The sequence below is a fragment of the Aminobacter ciceronei genome (genome assembly GCF_014138625.1).
In the GTDB taxonomy this organism is placed as follows: domain Bacteria; phylum Pseudomonadota; class Alphaproteobacteria; order Rhizobiales; family Rhizobiaceae; genus Aminobacter; species Aminobacter ciceronei.
In genome coordinates, this window is record NZ_JACJHY010000022.1 from 1 (window position 1) to 20658 (window position 20658).

Sequence of the window (20658 nt, forward strand, 5' to 3'; positions counted from 1 at the left end):
CAAGTGCGGTTTGTTCAGGGCCGGCTCGCTTCAACATCACCCACTGAATCACAAACCCCCAACTCTCGCCAGGGGTTTGTCAGCAGTCTGAGCCCTCCCCAGGAAGGGGGAGGGCTTTTGTCGCTGCTCAGGCAGCCGCCTCTTCGCTCACCACCGTTGGCTTGGAGCGGAAGTTGAGCCGGTCCGAGCCCGAGGTGATCTTGACGGTCGAGCCGTCGAGAATGTCGCCCATCAGAATCTTCTCGGCGAGCGGGTCCTGCAGCTCCTTCTGGATGACGCGCTTGAGCGGGCGGGCGCCATAGGCCGGGTCGTACCCCTTGTTGGCGAGCCAGTCGATTGCGTCCTTGTCGAGCGACAGCGTGATCTTGCGATCGGACAGCAGCTTTTCGAGCCGCTTGAGCTGGATCTCGACGATCCGGCCCATGTCCTGGCGACGCAGGCGATGGAACAGGATGACCTCGTCGACACGATTCAGGAACTCCGGCCGGAACGACGCCTTGACCACGCCCATGACCTCGTCACGGACCTTGTCGACATCCTCGTCCTCGCCGAGCGCCACGAGATATTCGGCGCCGAGATTGGACGTCATGATGATCAGCGTGTTGCGGAAGTCGACGGTGCGGCCCTGACCATCGGTCAGGCGGCCATCGTCGAGCACCTGCAGGAGCACGTTGAAGACATCAGGATGCGCCTTTTCGATCTCGTCGAACAGCACGACCTGATAGGGCCTGCGCCGCACGGCCTCGGTCAGCGCCCCGCCCTCCTCGTAGCCGACATAGCCGGGAGGTGCGCCGATCAGCCGGGCAACGGAGTGCTTCTCCATGTACTCGGACATGTCGATACGCACCAGCGCATGCTCGTCGTCGAACAGATAGTCGGCGAGCGCTTTGGTGAGCTCGGTCTTGCCGACACCGGTCGGGCCCAAGAACATGAACGAGCCGATCGGCCGGTTCGGATCCTGCAGGCCGGCACGGGCACGGCGGACGGCCTTGGACACCGCCTGGACGGCTTCGCCCTGGCCGACGACGCGAACACCGATCTCGTCTTCCATCCGCAACAGCTTCTCGCGCTCGCCTTCGAGCATCTTGTCGACCGGGATGCCGGTCCAGCGCGAAACGACATGGCCGACATGGTCGGGCGTGACGGTCTCCTCGACCATCGTGCCGCGGCTTTCCTGCGCCTCGGCCTCGACGAGCTTCTTTTCGAGCTCGGGGATGCGGCCATAGGCAAGCTCGCCCGCCTTCTGGAACTCGCCCTTGCGCTGGGCGATGGCGAGTTCGTTGCGGGCTTCCTCGAGCTGGCCCTTGAGGTCGGCGGCGAGACCGAGTTTTTCCTTCTCGGCCATCCACTGGCTGGTCACCCTGGTCGACTCTTCCTCGAGCCCGGCCAGCTCCTTCTCGAGCCTTTCGAGCCGGTCGCGGGAGGCGTCGTCCTTTTCGAGCTTGAGCGCCTCGCGTTCGATCTTCAGCTGCATGATGCGGCGGTCGATCTCGTCGAGGGCTTCCGGCTTGGAATCGATCTGCATGCGCAGCCGCGAGCCGGCCTCGTCGACGAGGTCGATTGCCTTGTCGGGCAGGAAGCGGTCGGTGATGTAGCGGTTCGACAGCGTGGCAGCCGCGACCAGTGCCGAGTCCGAGATACGCACCTTGTGGTGCTGCTCGTATTTCTCCTTCAGGCCACGCAGGATCGAGATGGTGTCCTCGACCGTCGGCTCGGAAACGAACACGGGCTGGAAGCGACGAGCAAGGGCCGCGTCCTTTTCGACATGCTTGCGGTACTCATCGAGCGTGGTGGCACCAACGCAATGCAGCTCACCGCGCGCCAAGGCCGGTTTCAGCAGGTTGGACGCATCCATCGCGCCATCGGCCTTGCCGGCGCCGACGAGCGTGTGCATCTCGTCGATGAACAGGATGATCCCGCCGGCAGCCGCGGTGACTTCCGACAGAACGGCCTTCAGCCGCTCCTCGAACTCGCCGCGATACTTGGCGCCGGCAATCAGCGCGCCCATGTCGAGCGCCATCAGTTGCTTGTCCTTGAGGCTTTCGGGCACGTCGCCATTGACGATGCGCAGGGCCAATCCTTCGGCGATGGCGGTCTTGCCGACGCCCGGCTCACCGATCAGTACGGGATTGTTCTTGGTGCGCCGTGACAGCACCTGGATGGTGCGGCGGATCTCGTCGTCGCGGCCAATAACCGGATCGAGTTTGCCGGCGCGGGCATCGGCGGTGAGGTCGCGCGCGTATTTCTTCAACGCGTCATAGCCCTGCTCGGCACTAGCCGAGTCGGCGGTGCGGCCCTTGCGGATATCGTTGATCGCAGCATTGAGCGCCTGCGCCGTGACACCTGCCTTGGCGAGGATGTCGGCGGTCTTGGCCGACTTCTCGACGGCAAGCGCAGTCAGCAGACGCTCGACGGTGACGAAGCTGTCGCCGGCCTTCTTGGCCAGGTCTTCTGCGGTCGAAAACACCTTGGCGAGCGGCTGCGCCAGATAGAGCTGGCCGCCGGCGCCCTCGACCTTCGGCATCGCCTTGATGGCGGCCTCGACGCCGAGCCTGACATCCCGGGCGTTACCGCCGGCGCGCTCGATCAGCGACGAGGCAAGGCCTTCGTCATCATCCATCAGCACCTTGAGGATGTGCTCGGGCGTGAACTGCTGGTGATTGTTGGAAAGCGCATAGGTCTGGGCCGACTGGATGAAGCCGCGGACGCGCTCGGAATACTTCTCAAGATTCATTCGGTGTCTCCATTCCGTACCGGCCCGCTTTGCGGCACCGGCCAGGTTCAAGGTGACGGACCCGCCCGACCGGGCCGGATCCAACTGAGGCTGATATGGTGCGTAGGACGATATACCTCAAGGCACACCTGGAGTGCTGGGCGTCATTTTTTGACGCCCAAATGATACGGGGTTTTCCGGAGTCTGCGCGTCGTGCGTTGCGAAAGCAAACCCGATTTGCGGGCCGGCACGCCTGGCCGACGTCAAAGCAAAAACGGCGGGATTTTCATCCCGCCGTTTTCAAATGGCTTGAAGCCCGTGGTTGCGAAGGCGATCAGCCTTCGACGGCGGCAGGCTCGGCTGCCGGCGTATCGCCGGCTTCGCCCTGCACCTCGGTTGCGGCGCGCTCGCCACGGCGCGGACGACGGCCACGACGCGGTGCCGCGACAACTTCGCCCTCGGCAGCCTCAGTGGCAGGGGCAACTTCAGCAACGACGGCCTCGGTGACCACGACGTCAGGCTGCGGCTGTTCGACCACGGCGACGACGTCCGTCGGTGCAGTTTCGGCCTGCTGCTCCTGATGGCGCGGGCGGCGTTCGTTGCGGTTGGGACGACGTTCGCGGCGGCCTTCGCGCGGCTGGCCTTCGGCGGCTTCCGGATTGAGAGCGACCTCGGCCGGCGTGCCTTCGATGTCGGGCTGCGGGCCAGTGCCGTTGACGACCGGCTGAGGCTGAGGCTGCTGGACCTGGACCTCGGCAACGTTGTTACCGATGCTGTCCTCGTCGCGCTCGTCGTCCATGTCGGCGTCGAAGTCGTCGCGGCTCTGCTGCTGCTGCTGGATCGGCATCTGCGCCATGGCGGCGGCAATGATGCGATTATAGTGCTCTGCGTGCTGTAGGTAGTTCTCGGCCATCACGCGGTCGCCTGAGCTTTGCGCATCGCGCGCCAGCGTGGCGTATTTTTCGGCGATCTGCTGCGCGGAGCCGCGGATCTTAACGTCCGGACCGTTGCTCTCGTAGTTACGCGTAAGCGGGTTTGGACCCTTGCGGTTGTTATTGCCGTTGTTGTTATTATTGTTGTTATTATTGTTGTTATTCCGACCGCGCATGCGCCTATTCTGCTGTTGTGGCCTCATCAGATTCTCTTTGTGTTGAAGTATCCGAACGGGGGCACTTAGGCGGCCTGCCGTTTCGTATCTTTCCGCCGGTGATCGCCCGCAGTCTTGCTGCGTCGGCGCCACATGCCATCCTGTTTCGGTTCATGTCACTTGCCGGACGATCCCCGCACGAAGCTAGAGCGTCGTCTACGCAAGAAGGCAGCTAGTTTCGATGGAAACCGAATCTTGTAACAGCACTGCCTGCTTCGTCTCATCCGGTTGCCGGGAACCTAGCGGCATTCACTTTCCTTGCCAAGCGGTTTTTTGCAGTGCCCAAAAGCCTTGCTCAGCAGCTGAATACGAGCACCCGGTCATTGCCACCCAAGTCCTTGTAATGGGCGGATAAATGGTAGCCGACTTGCTCGAATATCACGGTCACGTCGTGGCGCTGGTCGTGCCCGATTTCGAGCCCGATAAGGCCACCTTCTTCAAGGTGGCGCCCGGCACCCGACGCGATCATCCTGTATGGCTCAAGACCGTCCGGGCCACCGTCGAGCGCGCGGCGCGGATCAAAATTGCGAACCTCGTTCTGCAAATCGTCGATCTCTGAAGTGGATATATAGGGAGGATTTGAGACGATTAAATGGTGGCGGCCCTGAATCTCGGCAAACCAGTTGGATTTTTTTGCCGAAAAGCGTGATGACACGCCAAGAGCTTCGGCGTTGGCCGCGGCGGTCGCCAGTGCATCCTCCGAGACGTCGACGCCGATGGCCTCGGCCTTTGGCTCCTGGGTGACCAGCGCCAGTGCAATCGCGCCTGTGCCGGTGCCGAGATCGAGGATGCGGCAGACACTCTCACGCACAGCGGTCGCATGGACGAAAGGCAACACGGCGTCGACGAGTGTTTCAGTATCGGGGCGCGGTTCGAGCGTCTCGGTGGAGAGACTGAGCCGCATGCCATAGAAATCGCGGTAGCCGAGGATGCGATGCACGGGCTCGCCGGCGATACGGCGATCGAGCGCCGCCTCGATCTCGGCCACCTGCGCCACAGGCCTGTCGGGCGAAGCAATTGCGTCGCTGCGCGTGGTGCCTGAAAAGTGCTCGACGAGCAGCCGCGCGTCGAACGCCGCGTCGGCGATGCCCGCACCGGCAAGGCGCTGGCGCGCGTGGCGCAGAAGTTCGCCGAGCGGACGCTCAGCCATCCGAGCCCATGTCGGCCAGCAGCTTCGACTGGTGATCGGAGATCAGCGCGTCGACGACCTCGTCGAGTTCGCCCATCATCACCCGGTCGAGCTTGTAGAGTGTCAGGTTGATGCGGTGGTCGGTCAGGCGCCCCTGCGGAAAATTATAGGTGCGGATGCGCTCGGAGCGATCGCCGGAACCCACCTGTGACTTGCGCGACGACGAGCGTTCCTCATCGGCACGGCTGCGCTCCAGGTCATAGAGCCGGGCACGCAGGATCTGCATCGCACGCGCACGGTTCTGGTGCTGCGATTTTTCCGCCTGCACCACCATGATGCCGGTGGGCAGATGGGTGATGCGCACCGCCGAGTCGGTGGTGTTGACGTGCTGGCCGCCGGAGCCCGAGGCACGCATGGTGTCGATGCGGATGTCTTCGGCGCGGATATCGATGTCGACCTCCTCCGCCTCCGGCAGCACCGCGACTGTGGCGGCGGAGGTGTGGATGCGGCCGCTGGCCTCGGTCGCCGGCACGCGCTGGACGCGGTGCACGCCCGACTCGAACTTCAGATGCGCGAACACGCCCTTGCCCGAGACACCCGCAATGACTTCCTTGAAGCCGCCGGCATCGCCGTCGCTTGCCGACACGACCTCGAACCGCCAGCCCTTGGAGGCAGCATAGCGTTCGTACATGCGGTAGAGGTCGCCGGCAAAAAGCGCTGCCTCGTCGCCGCCGGTACCGGCGCGGATCTCGAGGATGGCGTTCTTGTCGTCCGCAGCATCCTTGGGCAACAGCAGGATCTGGATTTCGCGCTGCAGCGCCTCGATACGCTCCTCGACCTCGGGCTTGTCCATCTCGGCCAGCGCCCGCATCTCGGCGTCGGTACCCTTGTCGGATAGCATCGCATCGAGATCGACGAGCTCCTGCTCGGCGGAGCGCAATTCGCGGATCCTGGCCACGAGGTCCTGGATGTCGGAATATTCGGAGGCGAGCTTGACGTAGACGTCGGGCGCCGGACCGGCGGCCATCTGCGCTTCGAGCATGTCGAAGCGTTTGACGACTTGGTTCATTCTGTCGTGGGGCAGGCTGATCATAATGGTATGGAACGGTCGTCCGCAAAGGCCTGGAGCAGCGCGCGCATCGGCAGGCGGGCGGCAGGACCGGCAAGGTTATCGTCGAGGAAGGCGGTAAGTTCGCCAAGCGGCAGTTCGGTCAGCATCGCCTTGACCGGACCGATGGAAGCAGGCGACATCGAGATAGAGCGGTAGCCGAGGCCAAGCAGCGCCATCGCGGAGATCGGCTTCCCGGCGAGCTCGCCGCACAGGGTCACCGGCGTGTGGTTGCGCAGGCCGGCATCGGCGATCTGCTTCAGCACGCGCAGGAACGGCACCGACAGCGTGTCGAAGCGGTCGGCAAGCTGAGTGTTGCCGCGGTCGGCGGCCATGACGAACTGAAACAGATCGTTTGAGCCGACCGAGACGAAATCGACGGCCTGCATCAGCTCGTCGAGCTGCCACAACAGCGACGGCACCTCGATCATCGCGCCGAGTTTCAGGCTCGTCGGCAAATGGTGCGCGAAGCGGGAGAGGTGGCGGACCTCGCGGTCGATAATCTCGCGCGCCTGGGCGATCTCGCCAAGCTCGGTGACCATCGGCAGCATGACCTTGAGCTCGCGTCCGCCAGCGGCTTTGAGCAGCGCCCGGATCTGGGTACGCAACAAGCCGGGACGGTCGAGCGTGAGGCGGATGGCGCGCCAGCCAAGTGCGGGGTTTTCTTCTTCCTGCGCCGAGCCCTTGAAATAGGGCAGCACCTTGTCGCCGCCAATGTCGATGGTGCGGAAGGTGACGGGACGGCCACGCGCAGTGTCGAGCACGTCGCGGTAGAGCTTCTCCTGCGCTTCGGCGCGCGGGAACGTCGAGGCCACCATGAACTGCAGCTCGGTGCGGAACAGGCCGATGCCGGCAGCCCCCGCCTCGGCGAGCTGCGGCAGGTCGACGGCGAGGCCGGCATTCATCAACAGGTCGACCTTGACGCCGTCCTTTGTTTCGGACGGCTTCTTGCGCAGTTCGCGGTAGAGTTCCTGGCGGCGGGCGCGAAAGCGCACCTTTTCAGCATAGGCTGCTTCGAGATCGGGCTGCGGCCGAAGGTGGACAGCGCCTTCGACACCGTCGACGATGATCGGATCGCCGTTCTCCGACATGGAAACGACGCCCTTCATCTGTCCGGCGACGGGGATGCCCATGGCGCGCGCGACGATGACGACGTGGGACGTCGGCGCACCGTCTTCCAGCACCAGGCCGCGCAAGCGATCCCGCGGATAGTCGAGCAGCTCGGCCGCCCCCATCGAACGCGCAACGATGATGGCGTCCTTGGGCAGGCTCTCGGCGATGGTCTCGGGGCCGCGACCCAGCAGCTGGCGCAAAAGGCGGTTGGCTAGGTCGTCGAAATCGCTCATCCGCTCGCGCAGATAAGGATCGGTCATGTGCATCATGCGCGCGCGCATGTCGCTCTGCACCTTTTCGACCGCAGCTTCCGCCGTCAGGCCGTTGCGGATCGCCTCTTCGAGACGGCGCACCCAGCCACGGTCGTTGGCAAACATCCGGTAGGCTTCGAGAACCTCGCGGTGCTCGCCCTCGAAGGCGACGTCGCGGCGTTCGAGCATGTCGTCGATCGACAAGCGCAGGGAACCGAGCGAATCCTCGAGTCGGCGCAGCTCCTCGTCGCTGTCTTCGTTGAACAGGTTGGTGACGACGATGCGCGGCTCGTGCAGCACGACATGGCCGAGGCCGACACCTTCGTTGAAGGCAATGCCGGTGAAGCTCGCCGGGCGCGACAGATCGAGTTCGAGGCCGGGACGGCTGAGGCGACCAATGTCGCCCGAGGCGATCATCTCGGCAATCACCATGGCGGTGGTTTCGAGCGCCTCGATCTCATCGTCGCGGTAGTGCCGCATGGTCTTGTTCTGGACGACCAGAACGCCGAGCGTGCGCCCTGCCCTGAGCACCGGCACGCCGAGGAACGAATGGTAGATCTCCTCGCCTGTCTCCGGCAGGTAGGCGAAGGCGGGATGTTCCTGGGCGTTGGACAGGTTGAGCGCGCGGGCGCTGGCAGCAATCGTGCCGACCAGACCCTGGCCGAGACGCAACTGCGCCAGGTGGACGGCGTTGGGATTGAGACCGACGGTCGCATAGAGCTCGAGCACCGAGTCGGCGCGGAGCACATAGAGCGAGCAGACTTCGGCCACCATGTTGGCGGCGATATCGCGCACGATCCTGTCGAGCCGTTCCTGTGGCTCGAGGGGCTCCGCCATCAATTCGCGGAGCCGTTTCAGAAGTACGCGCGGCCCGGCGGCCATGTCACGTATCATTCACCGTCTCCATGGTTGGACCCGGCGCGGCACGTGCTTGCCACGCCGGCAACGCGGTGACGCTCGACTCCTAATACTACTGCTTATCCAGACCGTAGACGGAATGCAAAGTCCGAACCGCAAGTTCAGTATAAGGCCCGTCGATAAGGATCGAAATCTTGATCTCGGAGGTGGTGATGGCGCGGATGTTGATGCCCTTCGATGCCAGTGCCTGGAAGGCCGTGGCGGCGACGCCGGCATGGCTGCGCATACCGATGCCGATGACCGACACCTTGGACATGCCCTCGTCGTGCTGGACGGCATCATAGCCGATGTCGGGGCGGATCTTCTCGAGCACGGCAAGCGCCTTGTTGACGTCGCCCGACGGCACGGTGAAGGTCATGTCGGTGAACTTGCCGTCCTCGGAAATGTTCTGGACGATCATGTCGACATTGATGTTGGCCTCGGCCAATGGGCCGAAGATGCCGCCGGCAACGCCCGGCCGGTCCGCGACACGGCGCAGCGAGACCTGGGCTTCGTCCTTGGCATAGGCAATTCCGGTGACGACCTGCTGTTCCACGATTTCATCCTCGTCACAAATGAGAGTACCAGGCGGGTTGAGGAAATCGCCCATGCCGGGCGCATCGGGATCCTCGAAGGAAGAACGCACAAAGGTACGGACCTTGTGCACCATGGCCAGTTCGACCGAGCGGACCTGCAGCACCTTCGCGCCGAGCGAAGCCATTTCGAGCATTTCTTCAAACGAAATGCGCGACAGGCGACGCGCCTTGGGCTCGATGCGCGGGTCGGTCGTATAGACTCCGTCGACATCGGTGTAGATATCGCAGCGATCGGCCTTGACCGCTGCCGCGATTGCGACAGCCGACGTATCGGACCCGCCACGGCCCAGCGTGGCGATGCGGTTGTCCGGGCCGATGCCCTGGAAACCGGCGACGACAGCAACCTGGCCTTCCTGGAAACGCTTGATCAGGAACGAGCCGTCGATGTCGAGGATGCGGGCGGCACCATGGGCGTTGTCGGTCTTGATCGGAATCTGCCAGCCCTGCCAGGAGCGTGCATTTATCCCCATCGCCTGCAGCGCAAGTGCCAGCAATCCCGACGTCACCTGCTCGCCCGAGGCGACCACAGCGTCATATTCGCGGGCGTCGTAAATGTTGAAATTGGCGCCTTCGGCCTTCGAAGCCTCCTGCACCCAGCCGACCAGCTCGTTGGTCTTGCCCGACATCGCCGAGACGACGACAGCGACTTCGTGGCCGGCGTCGACCTCGCGTTTGACATGACGCGCCACGTTGCGGATTCGGGCGATGTCGGCGACGGATGTCCCGCCGAATTTCATCACGATGCGCGCCATAGAAGCGAAATGCCCTTGCCAAATACGCCGGCCCCGACGGGGCCGGAAAATGAATGAAAACACCGATGAATTGCACGGTGTCGAATGCGCGGCCTGCATAGCCAAAACCCACGCATTCCGCAAGGACGCCCGGCCAGACAAATCATCGCGACTTTTTTTGCCGGCACAGCGCCATGGGTACGGCTCGCGGGGCAGTGCATGGGTGCTCGCGGAAATGTCACCTTGACAATCGGGACGCCAGACACGACTTCCTTGCGCTCGCCCAACTTCCTTGCGCCCGACGGAGACCACAGCAATGCCAGATCCCCGCCCATCGACGATCGATGCCGGAGAAGTCGAGCGGTTCTCGGCGCTCGCAGCCGAATGGTGGAACCCCAACGGCAAGTTCCGTCCGCTGCACAAATTCAACCCCGTCCGCCTCGGCTACATCCGCGACCAGGTCGCCCAGCGTTTTGGCCGCGACACTCACGCCGCAAGGCCCTTCGAGGGCCTGCGCATCCTCGACATCGGCTGTGGCGGCGGCCTGCTGTGCGAGCCGATGGCACGCCTGGGCGCCGAAGTGGTCGGCGCCGACGCCTCCGCCACCAATATCGAGGTAGCCAAGATCCATGCCGCCGAAAGCGGCGTAAAGGTGGATTACCGCGCCACCACGGCCGAGGATCTCGCTGACGCCGGCGAGAAGTTCGACATCATCCTCAACATGGAAGTTGTCGAGCACGTCGCCGACGTGGAGCTGTTCGTCAGCAAGTGCGGCGAGATGGTCAAGCCCGGCGGCATCATGTTCGTCGCCACCATCAACCGCACCTTAAAGGCGCTCGGTCTCGCCATCGTCGGCGCCGAATACGTGCTTCGCTGGCTGCCGCGCGGCACTCACCAGTACGGCAAGCTGGTGCGCCCCGACGAGCTGGACAAGGCGCTGACGGGCGCCGGCCTTGCCACCATCGACCGCACCGGCGTGATCTACAATCCGCTGGCCGACCGCTGGCAGAAATCCCGCGACATGGACGTCAACTACATGGTGCTGGCGGAAAAGGCGGCCTGAGGCCGCCTCTCCCGTCGGTCCGACATCAGGCGTCGAGCGGCCGGTAACCGCCGCGCCAGTAGAGCAGCGCCTGACCGGCATCCTGCGTCCTGACCGCCTCGACCGAGCCGATGATGATCGAATGCGTGCCGCGATCAATCATCTCGTCGAGGCTGCAATCGAAAGCGGCGACCGCATCCGACAGCACCGACGCCCCGGTCTTCAGCGTGAGCCAGTCAGCACCTTCGTAGCGTTCATTGCCCTTGATGCCGCCGAAGCCGGAAAAACGCTCGGCGACCTGCTGATGCTGCGGCCCAAGCGAATTGACGGCGAAATGGCCATGCCGCTCGATGACCGACCAGGTCGACGACGACCGGTTGACGCAGGCGATGACCTTGGGTGGCTCGGCCGACAGTGAAACGACCGAAATCACCACCAGTCCTGAGCGGTCATCGCCGACGCCGGCGGTGATGACGCTGACATTGCCGACGATGAGCCGCATGGCGGCGCGGAAATCAGCGCCCCCCCACGGGAACGAGAGGAACAGAAATGGGGATCGTCATGACCTCGTCGCCCTTCACGCCGCCGAACGCTTCGCCAGAGGCGGGATGCGTATGCCTCGCGCCTCCAGGATCGGCAGGACGTTGTCACGGAAATAGGGGAATTCCTCGGCGTAATCGACGAACGACAAGGTGGTTCCGCGGAAGCCTGTTTCATGAAGCGCGGTGATGTTATCCGCCACCTGCTCAGGCGTGCCGACAAGCGGGAAGCCGCCATGACCCGCCGCCATGCGGTCGCGGATGAGTGCGAGCAGATCGTGCGGGAAGGACTGTGCATGGGCGAACTGTAGCCGGACGAGATTGTCGACGGCCTCCCAATCGGCGTTCTCCCGGGCCGAATAGTTGAGGAAGTCGAGTGCCTCCCTTTCAGTCGGACGGCAGACGACATGCGAGAAGGTCAGCACATCGACTGCGCGGCTGGCCTGCTTCGACTGCGCCTTCAGCGCGGCGATCTCGTCCTTCGAGCGGGCCAGGTCGATCGCCGGGGTGAACAGGAAGTCGGCGTTCTGGATCGCGAACTTGCGGCCATGATCGGAGCCGGCAGCGTTGAGGATCGGCAGGCGCGCCGAAGGCCTTGGATCGCCAAGAACCTGCTTGAGCTTGAAATAGGTGCCGTCCCAGTCGAAGGCCTCGGCGCGGCTCCACAATGCCCTGACCACGTCGAACCATTCCTGGGCATAGCCATAGCGGGTGACGTGATCGTCGGGCAGCGTCAGGCCAAGCGCTTCATATTCGGGCTTGTTCCAGCCCGCAACGATGTTGAGGCCGACGCGTCCACCGCTGATCTGGTCGATCGTTGCCAGTTGCTTGGCAACGACAACAGGATGGTTGGCGACAGTGTGGATGGTGGCGAAGACCGTGATGTTGCGGGTGTGGGCTAGAAGCGCCGTCGCCCAGGTCATCGTCTCCAGCACGTTGCCGTGGAAATTGGTCTCGCCGCCATAACCGATCCAGCGGGCGATCGGCAGCATGAAGTCGATGCCGGCGTCGTCGAGAAGCTTGCCGAGGCGCAGATTGTTGCCCCAGGAATTGTCCCAGCGATCCGGTATCTTGGTGACGGTCATGCCGCTGGAACAGTTGGACGCAAAGGTGCCGAGAAAGAAGGGTTGCACTGCGGATGCAGTGGCGCCGAGCATGCTCATGTTTGGGTCTCCCCCCCCATAAAATGAACTTTATAATAGAAAGTCTATCATAAATTCATGTAGACGCAATGTGCCACGGCAAGGCATGGTCCGAAGGTTCAGGAGGGCGAAGAATGAGCAAGGAAAACAAACCTGTACCGGGCTCCGAACTGCTTGATCGCGGCTGGCATCTCGCCCGGACGCCGCTCGAAATCGACGTCACCGAAGTCGAATATGCGTTGATGCGCTCCTACGAAGCGTTCGGACGCTGGCAGGCGGAATGCCTCGCCACGGTGATCGAATTTTCGGCGACGGGTGCAGAGAACGCCTTGCTGCACGTCATCCGAATGAACGATCGGCCCAAGACCATCCATGACCTCGCCCACATGACCAATCGCGAGGATATTCCCAACATCCAGTACAGCCTGCGCAAGCTGATCAAGGGCGGTTTCGTCAAGCGCACCGGCAGCGGCAGGACCGGCGTGACCTATGAGGTGACGCCGCTCGGCCATCGCGTCACAGAGCGCTACGCTGATATCCGCTCGGTGCTGCTCATCGATGCGGTGACCCGCGTGCCCGACCTGGCCGCCAAGCTGGCCGACGCAGCACACACGCTGGAATTGGTGACAGGTATCTACGAACAGGCCGCCCGCGTCGCCGCCACCCACCGCCGCCGCCATCCGCAGCTCGATCCCGAGGCCGAAGGTGACTGAGGACGTCCTCGGCAGCGATTTGGTCGTGAAGCGCCCCTGCGCAACTTGCGCTGTCCGCGGCAACTCTCGATATTAAGGGCAGACAATTACGGGTTCGAATACCATGACACCTGAAGATGTCAGACGCATCGCCCTGGAACTGCCAGGGGCGACCGAGAAATCGCATTTCGGCAAGCCCGACTTCCGTGTCCGCGACCGTGTCTTCGCCACCCTGCCCGAGGACGGCAATGCCGTGATCAAGCTGACGCGCGACCAGCAGGAAGTGATGTGCGGAGCGGAGACCACGGTGTTCCGGCCGGTCGAAGGCGGCTGGGGCAAGCAGGGCTGGACGCGGGTGATGCTGGCGGCAGCGGACGAGCCGACGCTGCGCAGCGCGCTGGTCGCCGCCTGGCGCAACACCGCACCAGTCACCTTGCGCAAGGCCTTCGACCTGGCGGGTGGCTGAGGACGATCGCACCTGAGGTGCGATGGGTCTTCCCTCATGTCCGTTTCCATGCGAGCTTGCCCGCAGGACACCGCTCCTCACCTGGTATGCGCATCGCCGCCCCTGCCTTTTCGCCATCAGGAGCACATTATGAGTCCATCCCCCATTCATTCGATCACCTTCGGCCGGGCGGCCCCAGGCCTTGCCGTCCGTGACATCCAGGCGGCATTCCGCTTCTATTCCGAAATCCTCGGCATGCAGAAAGTGTTCGAGAACGGTAGTCCCGTGGGTTTCATGGTGCTGAAGAAGGACGCCGCCGAGATCCATCTGAGCCAGAGCCGCGACCACGCGCCTTCAACCGTCAACGCGTTCCACATGTTCGTCGACGACATCGACGCGCTCTACGCCATCTGCGAGGCCGCCGGCGTTCGGATCATCAAATCGCTGAAAGACAAGGACTACGGCCAGCGGGCCTTCGTGTTTGCCGACCCCGACGGCAACAGGATCGACGTGGGACAGCGTATCTAGCTTGGCGCCGAGGACGCGGCAGACCTTTTCGGGGAGAAGAGGAACGTCCCGGCTCAGTTCCGGTCTTCGGGGAACACCGGAAGCGGCATGAATTCGATGCCGTCTTCGGCAAGGCCCTTGGCCTCGTCGAGCGTGGCGGCGCCGTAGATGCCGCGGGCTTCGGTCTCGCCAAAATGGATCTTGCGCGCCTCCTCGGCGAACTTGTCGCCGACATTCTCGGCATTCTCGCGAACCTTCTCGGACAGGTCCTTGAGGGCGGCCATCATCTTGCGCTGCTGCTCTCCCATGGCGAGCGCCACCTTTTCCTGCTTGCGCGAGGTCGAGACGGCCGGCGCCATCAGCGCCTTTTCGACCTTTTGCGAGCCGCATTCCGGGCAGGAGACGAAACCGCGCTTGCGCTGGGTCTCGAAGTCGTCGTTGCTGCGGAACCAGCCCTCGAAGTCATGCGCGTGGTCGCAATGCAGCGAAAAGCGGATCAAGATGCGGCTCCCCGGAGCGCTCCCTGGCCCGCGCGAAGCGCGACGCCGAATTCGCGAGCGTTCTTGAGATTGGGGATCTTCTTGCGTGCGTCGGCCGAATGCTGGGTGTCGATCTCGGCGATGATGACGCCCGGCTCGTCATGGTCGGCTTCGGCCAGGATGCGGCCCCACGGATCGATGATCAGCGAATGGCCGAAGGTCTCCCGGCCGTCCTCATGCTTGCCGCCCTGGGCGGAGGCGATGACGAAGGCGCCGTTTTCGATGGCGCGCGCCCGCAGCAGCGGATGCCAATGGGCAAGGCCGGTCTGGCGCGTGAAGGCGGCGGGAACGGTGAGCAGCTCGGCACCAGCCAGCGCCTCGGCGCGGAAAAGTTGCGGGAACCGCAGGTCGTAGCAGATGGCAAAGCCGATCTTTGCCAGCGACGTGTCGGCAACGATGGCTTCGGTGCCCGGCTCATAGGCCGAAGATTCGCGCCAGCTTTCGCCATTGTCGAGGTCGACGTCAAACATGTGGATCTTGTCGTAGGTGGCAAGCGCGCCGCCGTCGGGGCCGAACAGGAAGGCGCGGTTGGCGAGCTTGCCATCGGCGCGCACGATCGCGGTCGAGCCGACATGCAGATGGATGCCAAGCTCGGCTGCAAGTTTGCGGCCCAAGGCGACGATCAGGTCGCGATCCTCGGAGGTGAAGGCCGCGGCGCGCGCATCCTTGTCGCCGACGATGGCGCCGGTCATTTCGGGCGTCTGCACATAAGTGGCGCCGAGACCGGCAGCCTCGCGCACCAGTGCCTCGAAATCGAGTGCATTGCGCTCCGGCTCCTTGCCCGAACGCATCTGCACCGCTGCCGCCTTGAAAATCGCCATTGTCCGTCCTCGGGTCTATGCGCCGGCGGCAAGAAGCTGGTCGAGCCTGCCTTGCGCGTCTAGGTCATGCAGGTCGTCGCAACCGCCGACATGGGTGTTGCCAATGAAAATCTGCGGGAAGGTCGCACGGCCATTGGCGCGGGTGATCATTTCCTGCCGAAGCTCGGGCGAGAAGCTAGCGTCATGCTCGGTGAATGCAACGCCCTTGCGCTCGAGAAGGCGCTTGGCCGCAGTACAGTAGCCACACATCATGCGCGTATAGATAGTCACATCGACCATGACGAAAATCCGTTGTCCTTGGTCGACTATATAGTGTCCGTATCGTCGGGCCGGAAGTCCCCCGGCAAAACCCTGGCGAAAGTCAGCACGTCGACGGCGCCGGCGCCGCCTTTCCTGAGCGCACGTGTCACCGCCGCGACAGTGGCGCCTGTCGTGTAGACGTCGTCGACCACCAGCACCCGTCTGCCTCTGACGTCGATCTCGGCTTCGGGCGGGACCAGGAAGGCCGCACGCACATTGTCCTCTCGCTCGCGCTGGCCAAGGCCGATCTGCTGGCGCGTGCGCTTGGTGCGGCGCACCGCCATCGGCGCAAACGGCAGGCCGGAGAGCGACGCTATGGCACGGGCGAGTTCCGCCGACTGGTTGTACTGGCGCCAGAAGAAACGCCGCCAGTGCAAGGGCACGGGCACGACGACCTCAGCATCGGCAATGAGCTCGGCGCCCGCTCGCAGCATCCAGCGCGCCATCCACGGCGCGAGGTCGGTGCGGTCGTGGAACTTGAGGCCCTGGACCATGCGCCGGGCGATGCCGGTATAGGCGACGGCGGCGCGGGCCCTGCTAAAGGGCGGCGGGTTGGCGATCGCCTCGGCGGACAGGAAGCCGGTGCCGAAATCATGGCTGAACGGCGTGCCCATCACCTCGCACCAGGGCTTTTCGAGGAAGCGCAATTGCGGCCAGCAGGCACCGCACAAGGCACCGGGTTGCGTGACCTGGCGGCGGCAACCGGCGCAGACAGGCGGGAACAGCATCCGCGCCGGCCAAGCGGCAACTGACAATGCGAGGCTCTTGATCTCAGCCATAGGATCGGCCACGACAGGTTCGGGTCGGGCGACCATAGCAGAAACCCGGCAAAAAAGGACATCTCGACGTGCAAGCCATTTTCGACGCCAGCCTCGTGATCGCGCACCGGCGCCGAGCCCTGGCGCAAGCTACACCAGGCGCCGACTTCCTGATGGCTCGCGCGGCTGAAGACCTCGGCGAACGTCTCTCGACGGTCGAGCGCAAGTTCACGCGCGGCGCAGCGATCTTCTCGGTCAGCCCGGCGGCAACCGCGGTTCTGGCTGCCAGCGGCAAGGTCGACGAATTGCTTCGCGTCGAAGCCGACAGGGCCTTTCTCGGCGGCGGACCGGGCGTCGTGTCGGATCCCGAGACGATCGCGCTGGATCCGGCGAGCATCGACATCGCCGTATCGCTTCTGGCGCTGCAGGAAGCCAACGACATCCCCGGCCAGCTGATCCAGATCCGCCGCGCACTGAAGCCGGACGGGCTGTTCCTCGGCGTGCTTGCTGGTGCCGGCACGCTCGTCGAACTGCGCGAAAGCCTGCTCGCCGCCGAGACGGAGCTTTCGGGCGGCGCCAGCCCGCGCGTTATCCCCTTCACCGACGTACGCGATGCCGGCGGGCTGCTGCAGCGGGCAGGCTTTGCCTTGCCGGTCGCCGATGTCGAGACGGTGACGGTGCGCTACGACACGATGTTCGGGCTGATGCAGGACCTGCGCGCGATGGGGGCGACCAGCGCGCTTGCCGACCGGTCACGGAGACCTGCGACACGCCGGCTGTTCCAGCGCGCGGCCGAGATCTACGCCGAGCGCTTCTCCGATCCTGATGGAAGGGTGCGGGCGAGCTTTTCGTTCGTCTGGTTGTCAGGCTGGGCGCCTGATGCCTCGCAGCAGAAGCCGCTCAAGCCGGGTTCGGCGCAGGTGTCGCTGACAAAGGTGCTTGGCGAGGACGGCAAGCAATAGCGGTTACAATTCCATGAAAAATGTACGGCGGCTTTCCGTCCGAAATTGAGTAAAAACAAAGAGATAGAGGGATCTCGCAAATCGAAGAAAAGCGGAAACCTCTAGTGCACGGCGACCTTGGTGCCGATGTTTTCCCAGTAGAGCTGAAGGGCTGTGCCGAACTGGCCCAGGCCGCCGATGATCCCCAGGGCGATGAGCGTCGCGATCAGGCTGTATTCGATCGCCGTAGCGCCTCTTTCGTTCCTGAGAAATCGCCTGATCATCGGTCGCGTCCACCCGTCATTGTTGACCGACCATAACGCCGACGTCTTAAGAAAGGTTAACGGCGCACGCTTAACAGGCGGTGAAGCGATAAGCGGGTATCGTCAGCAGTCGCCGGTATGCTCGCCGTGCGGATGAATGACACACACCGACTGCGGCGTTTCCTGCAGCACCGAACGGCGTAGCGTGTAGGTGTTGGTGCGGCTGACCGATCCTGTGGCGGTGTAGTCGAGCCCGTCAAGGCGCAACTGGCCGAGGATTGGACGCGCCCTGTCTTCCAGGAACGGCGTGGCGAACAGGGTCAGGGCTATCGCGATAAGGCCGAACAGCAGCGAGACGCGCAGGATGCCGGCCCGCGCCCTCGCAGTCGGGGACGATCGCTCTGGGCGGATGAGGTCCCACTCGTTGTCAGCTTGCATTGGCAACGTCCCTCGCGAAAAGCCGTGTCGATGCGCAGCCGAGGCGGGCGGCGGCCATTCAATTTTTCACGATTGGATAAACTTTGGCTTAACGCTGGCAGACATGCCCATCAAAGCAGGTCGATGAGGAACGGAATTAGCGGCTCGTCGGCAGGCGGCATGGGGTAGTCGCGCATCTGCTTGGGCCGCACCCATTTAAGGGTCTGGCCTTCCTTCGGCTCCGGAATGCCCCAGAAGCGGCGGCAGACATAGAGCGGCATCAGCAGATGAAAGTCGTCATAGGTGTGGCTGGCGAAGGTCAGCGGTGCCAAGCACGCCGTCTTGGTCTCGATGCCGATCTCCTCGCGCAGCTCGCGAATGAGGGTTTCTTCCGGCGTTTCGCCCGGCTCGACCTTGCCGCCGGGGAATTCCCACAGGCCGGCAAGCGACTTGCCTTCGGGACGCTGGGCCAGAAGCACGCGACCATCGGCGTCGACGAGCGCGCAGGCGGCCACCAGAAGCAGGCGTTTTCCCTGATGGGTCAAGTCAGGCCTCCGGCGGGCGGCGGTAGTGGTAGCGATAGACTTCCTTGAAGCCCATTTTCTCGTACAGGCGGATGGCGCCCGCATTGTCAGCCTCGACCTGCAGCCACGCCTGGCGCGCGCCACGCAGGCGTGCCCATTTCAGCGCCGACAGGATCAGCCTGCGGCCAAAACCCTTGCCGCGTTCGGCCTCGGTGGTGGCGATCTCGAACAGGCCGGCAAGGTCGGTGTCGTGGACGCAGATCGCCGCCGTCACCGGCTGCTCGTCCTGCTCGAGCACGAACATGCCGGCTTCCGGCTGAATGGCGCCGATGATCTCGGACAGGCCGGGCCTGAGCGATGCGTCTAGCCCGTGCACCACCATGGAAGCGCTGACGAAGCGGCCGATGTCCTTGAGCGGGATCTGGTCCATCGCATGCTCGACGACGCCGTCGTCGAGCGACAGCCGCATCACCATCGATTCCGAAAACGTGCTCCAGCCCTCGCGGTCGAGATGGGCGGCGATCGCCGGCCCCGACAAGGGCGACATGCGAAAGGTGAGCGGCCGGCCATAGGCCTCGAAGCGGCGGCTGGCGCGGGCGATGCGGTCAGGAATGTTGCGGATGTCGGCCGGATCAAGCGGATTGACCGAATTGAGCCGCTTGGCCGGATGGCCCGCCGTCAACCGGACAAGCCAAGTGCCGTCGTAATGAACGGCCGCCGCCGGCCATGCGCGAAAACCCGCCGCCTCGTAGCGGCGGACGATCGCAAGTTCGTGCGACGGGCGGTTCTGGTTCACGTCAGCTCCGGTAGTCGCCGTTGATGGCGACATATTCCTTGGTCAGGTCGCAGGTCCACACCGTTGCCTTGCCACGGCCAAGGCCGATGTCGGCGCGGATGACGATGTTGTCGCCCTTCATATAGGCCGAGGTCGCCGCTTCCGAATAGCCCGGATCGCGCTCGCCATTGTGGGCGAGGCGATTGTCGCCAAACCAGATCGACAGGAGATCGCGGTCGGCGGGCTCGCCGGCCTTGCCGACGGCCATGACGACGCGGCCCCAGTTGGCGTCCTCACCGGCAACCGCGGTCTTGACCAGCGGCGAGTTGGCGATCGACAGCGCGATGCGCTTGGCCGAGCGCGCCGACTTGGCACCGGTGACAGTAACTTCGACCTGCTTGCGCGCGCCTTCACCGTCACGCACGACCTGCAGCGCCAGCGTCTTCAGCATCTTGTTGAGCGCGCGGCGGAAGGCGCCGAGGCGCGCATCCTTGGGGTCGGTGATCTTGGGCGCGCCGCGCTTGGCAGCGGCCCCGGTGGCAAACAGCATCAGCGTGTCGGAGGTCGAGGTGTCGCTGTCGACGGTGACGGCATTGAAGGTCTTGGCGGTGCCGCGCGAAAGCATGTCCTGCAGCACGTCGGCCGCAATGGGTGCATCGGTGGCAACGAAGGACAGCATTGTCGCCATGTCGGGTGCAATCATGCCGGCGCCCTTGGCGATACCATTGATGGTGACGTCGGTGTCGCCGAGCTTGACGGTCGCGGTAACCACCTTGGGATAGGTGTCGGTGGTCATGATCGCCTTGGCGGCTTCGGTCCACTGGTCGGGCCGGGCATCCTTGACCATACCTGACAGCAAGTGGCTAAATTTGCCGGCGTCGAGCGGCTCGCCGATGACGCCGGTGGATGCCAGGAACACTTCGCTCGACTTGCAGTCGGCGGCCTTGGACGCCGCCTCGCCGGTCAACGTCGTGGTCTCGCGGCCCTTCTTGCCGGTGAAGGCATTGGCGTTACCGGAGTTGACGATCAGGACGCGTGCCTTGCCACCGGTGAGGTTCTGGCGACAGAAATCGACCGGGGCCGAGGGGCACTTGGACCGTGTGAACACGCCGGCGGCCGCCGTGCCCTCATCGAACACCATGGCCAGCACGTCGGTGCGACCCTTGTACTTGATCCCGGCTTCGGCTGTGGCGATGCGCACGCCCTCGATGGCAGGCATCTTGGGGTACTTCTTGGGGGCGAGCGGGGAAACGGCAGTCGACATGAAG

General features: G+C 64.0%; 22 protein-coding genes. 5 read left to right on the forward strand and 17 right to left on the reverse strand.

All coding sequences use genetic code 11. The annotated features are described in order from the left end of the window. Positions 1-127 precede the first annotated feature (127 nt). The 6 genes from clpB to HNQ95_RS21070 form a co-directional block, all read right to left on the reverse strand. Positions 128-2734: an ATP-dependent chaperone ClpB gene (gene clpB / locus HNQ95_RS21045; protein WP_067957806.1), complete on the reverse strand. Its 2607-nt coding sequence runs from the start codon at positions 2732-2734 to the stop codon at positions 128-130. Positions 2735-3047: 313 nt separating this feature from the next. Beyond that, positions 3048-3821, reverse strand: a complete 774-nt coding sequence (locus HNQ95_RS21050; RefSeq protein WP_083948486.1) for a DUF4167 domain-containing protein — start codon at positions 3819-3821, stop codon at positions 3048-3050. 334 nt (positions 3822-4155) lie between these two features. Further along, positions 4156-5010, reverse strand: coding sequence for a peptide chain release factor N(5)-glutamine methyltransferase (gene prmC / locus HNQ95_RS21055; protein WP_182575200.1), 855 nt, complete (start codon positions 5008-5010; stop codon positions 4156-4158). Continuing rightward, positions 5003-6082 carry a peptide chain release factor 1 gene (gene prfA, locus HNQ95_RS21060; protein ID WP_154386163.1) on the reverse strand — a complete coding sequence of 360 codons (1080 nt, stop codon included), beginning with the start codon at positions 6080-6082 and terminating at the stop codon, positions 5003-5005. Before prfA ends, prmC begins: the two co-directional genes overlap by 8 nt. Next, positions 6079-8355 (reverse strand): phosphoenolpyruvate--protein phosphotransferase, encoded by a 2277-nt coding sequence (gene ptsP / locus HNQ95_RS21065; RefSeq protein WP_154386162.1) that lies wholly within the window; start codon positions 8353-8355, stop codon positions 6079-6081. The genes prfA and ptsP overlap by 4 nt, the downstream gene beginning before the upstream one ends. Before the next feature lie 76 nt (positions 8356-8431). After that, positions 8432-9706: an aspartate kinase gene (locus HNQ95_RS21070; protein WP_067957796.1), complete on the reverse strand. Its 1275-nt coding sequence runs from the start codon at positions 9704-9706 to the stop codon at positions 8432-8434. A 295-nt stretch (positions 9707-10001) separates the two neighbouring features. On the opposite strand from HNQ95_RS21070, the gene ubiG reads away from it, so the two are divergent. Then, positions 10002-10748, forward strand: a complete 747-nt coding sequence (gene ubiG / locus HNQ95_RS21075) for a bifunctional 2-polyprenyl-6-hydroxyphenol methylase/3-demethylubiquinol 3-O-methyltransferase UbiG (protein WP_182575199.1) — start codon at positions 10002-10004, stop codon at positions 10746-10748. A 25-nt stretch (positions 10749-10773) separates the two neighbouring features. Here the strand turns inward: ubiG and HNQ95_RS21080 are convergent, their stop codons facing one another. Both HNQ95_RS21080 and HNQ95_RS21085 read right to left on the reverse strand, forming a co-directional pair. Then, complete coding sequence (locus HNQ95_RS21080; RefSeq protein ID WP_182575198.1) at positions 10774-11229, reverse strand: flavin reductase family protein; 456 nt, start codon at positions 11227-11229, stop codon at positions 10774-10776. 75 nt (positions 11230-11304) lie between these two features. Continuing rightward, complete coding sequence (locus HNQ95_RS21085) at positions 11305-12429, reverse strand: LLM class flavin-dependent oxidoreductase (RefSeq protein WP_182575197.1); 1125 nt, start codon at positions 12427-12429, stop codon at positions 11305-11307. A 113-nt stretch (positions 12430-12542) separates the two neighbouring features. On the opposite strand from HNQ95_RS21085, the gene HNQ95_RS21090 reads away from it, so the two are divergent. From HNQ95_RS21090 to HNQ95_RS21100, 3 genes are all read left to right on the forward strand, one after another. After that, positions 12543-13121: a winged helix DNA-binding protein gene (locus HNQ95_RS21090; protein ID WP_154386159.1), complete on the forward strand. Its 579-nt coding sequence runs from the start codon at positions 12543-12545 to the stop codon at positions 13119-13121. 103 nt (positions 13122-13224) lie between these two features. Beyond that, positions 13225-13566, forward strand: coding sequence for an MmcQ/YjbR family DNA-binding protein (locus HNQ95_RS21095; RefSeq protein WP_154386158.1), 342 nt, complete (start codon positions 13225-13227; stop codon positions 13564-13566). Positions 13567-13695: 129 nt separating this feature from the next. Beyond that, positions 13696-14073, forward strand: coding sequence for a VOC family protein (locus tag HNQ95_RS21100; protein ID WP_115730729.1), 378 nt, complete (start codon positions 13696-13698; stop codon positions 14071-14073). Positions 14074-14126: 53 nt separating this feature from the next. Here HNQ95_RS21100 and HNQ95_RS21105 read toward each other — a convergent pair whose 3' ends face one another. Genes HNQ95_RS21105 through HNQ95_RS21120 form a run of 4 tightly spaced genes read right to left on the reverse strand, consistent with a single transcriptional unit; the run spans position 14127 to position 16503 of the window. Next, positions 14127-14552, reverse strand: a complete 426-nt coding sequence (locus tag HNQ95_RS21105; protein WP_067957782.1) for a DUF1178 family protein — start codon at positions 14550-14552, stop codon at positions 14127-14129. Continuing rightward, positions 14549-15412: a carbon-nitrogen hydrolase family protein gene (locus HNQ95_RS21110; protein WP_154386157.1), complete on the reverse strand. Its 864-nt coding sequence runs from the start codon at positions 15410-15412 to the stop codon at positions 14549-14551. The genes HNQ95_RS21105 and HNQ95_RS21110 overlap by 4 nt, the downstream gene beginning before the upstream one ends. A gap of 15 nt (positions 15413-15427) precedes the next feature. Next, entirely contained in the window at positions 15428-15691 is a 264-nt protein-coding gene (gene grxC, locus HNQ95_RS21115; protein WP_067957776.1) for a glutaredoxin 3, read from the reverse strand. A 26-nt stretch (positions 15692-15717) separates the two neighbouring features. Next, positions 15718-16503, reverse strand: coding sequence for a ComF family protein (locus HNQ95_RS21120; protein WP_182575196.1), 786 nt, complete (start codon positions 16501-16503; stop codon positions 15718-15720). A gap of 56 nt (positions 16504-16559) precedes the next feature. Between HNQ95_RS21120 and HNQ95_RS21125 the strand changes: the two genes are divergently transcribed. Further along, the gene (locus tag HNQ95_RS21125; protein ID WP_182575195.1) at positions 16560-17432 is read left to right on the forward strand and encodes a methyltransferase domain-containing protein; all 873 of its coding nucleotides are present in this window, start codon (positions 16560-16562) and stop codon (positions 17430-17432) included. Between the two features lie 101 nt (positions 17433-17533). Here HNQ95_RS21125 and HNQ95_RS21130 read toward each other — a convergent pair whose 3' ends face one another. The 5 genes from HNQ95_RS21130 to argJ all read right to left on the reverse strand — a co-directional run bounded on the left by HNQ95_RS21130 (position 17534) and on the right by argJ (position 20654). Further along, positions 17534-17695: a Flp family type IVb pilin gene (locus tag HNQ95_RS21130; RefSeq protein WP_083948485.1), complete on the reverse strand. Its 162-nt coding sequence runs from the start codon at positions 17693-17695 to the stop codon at positions 17534-17536. Between the two features lie 102 nt (positions 17696-17797). Next, positions 17798-18112, reverse strand: coding sequence for a hypothetical protein (locus tag HNQ95_RS21135; RefSeq protein WP_067957770.1), 315 nt, complete (start codon positions 18110-18112; stop codon positions 17798-17800). Positions 18113-18222: 110 nt separating this feature from the next. Then, complete coding sequence (locus HNQ95_RS21140; RefSeq protein WP_182575194.1) at positions 18223-18636, reverse strand: (deoxy)nucleoside triphosphate pyrophosphohydrolase; 414 nt, start codon at positions 18634-18636, stop codon at positions 18223-18225. A gap of 1 nt (position 18637) precedes the next feature. Beyond that, positions 18638-19444 (reverse strand): GNAT family N-acetyltransferase, encoded by an 807-nt coding sequence (locus tag HNQ95_RS21145; RefSeq protein ID WP_067957768.1) that lies wholly within the window; start codon positions 19442-19444, stop codon positions 18638-18640. Further along, positions 19413-20654, reverse strand: coding sequence for a bifunctional glutamate N-acetyltransferase/amino-acid acetyltransferase ArgJ (gene argJ / locus HNQ95_RS21150; protein ID WP_154386153.1), 1242 nt, complete (start codon positions 20652-20654; stop codon positions 19413-19415). The genes HNQ95_RS21145 and argJ overlap by 32 nt, the downstream gene beginning before the upstream one ends. Between the last annotated feature and the right edge of the window lie 4 nt (positions 20655-20658).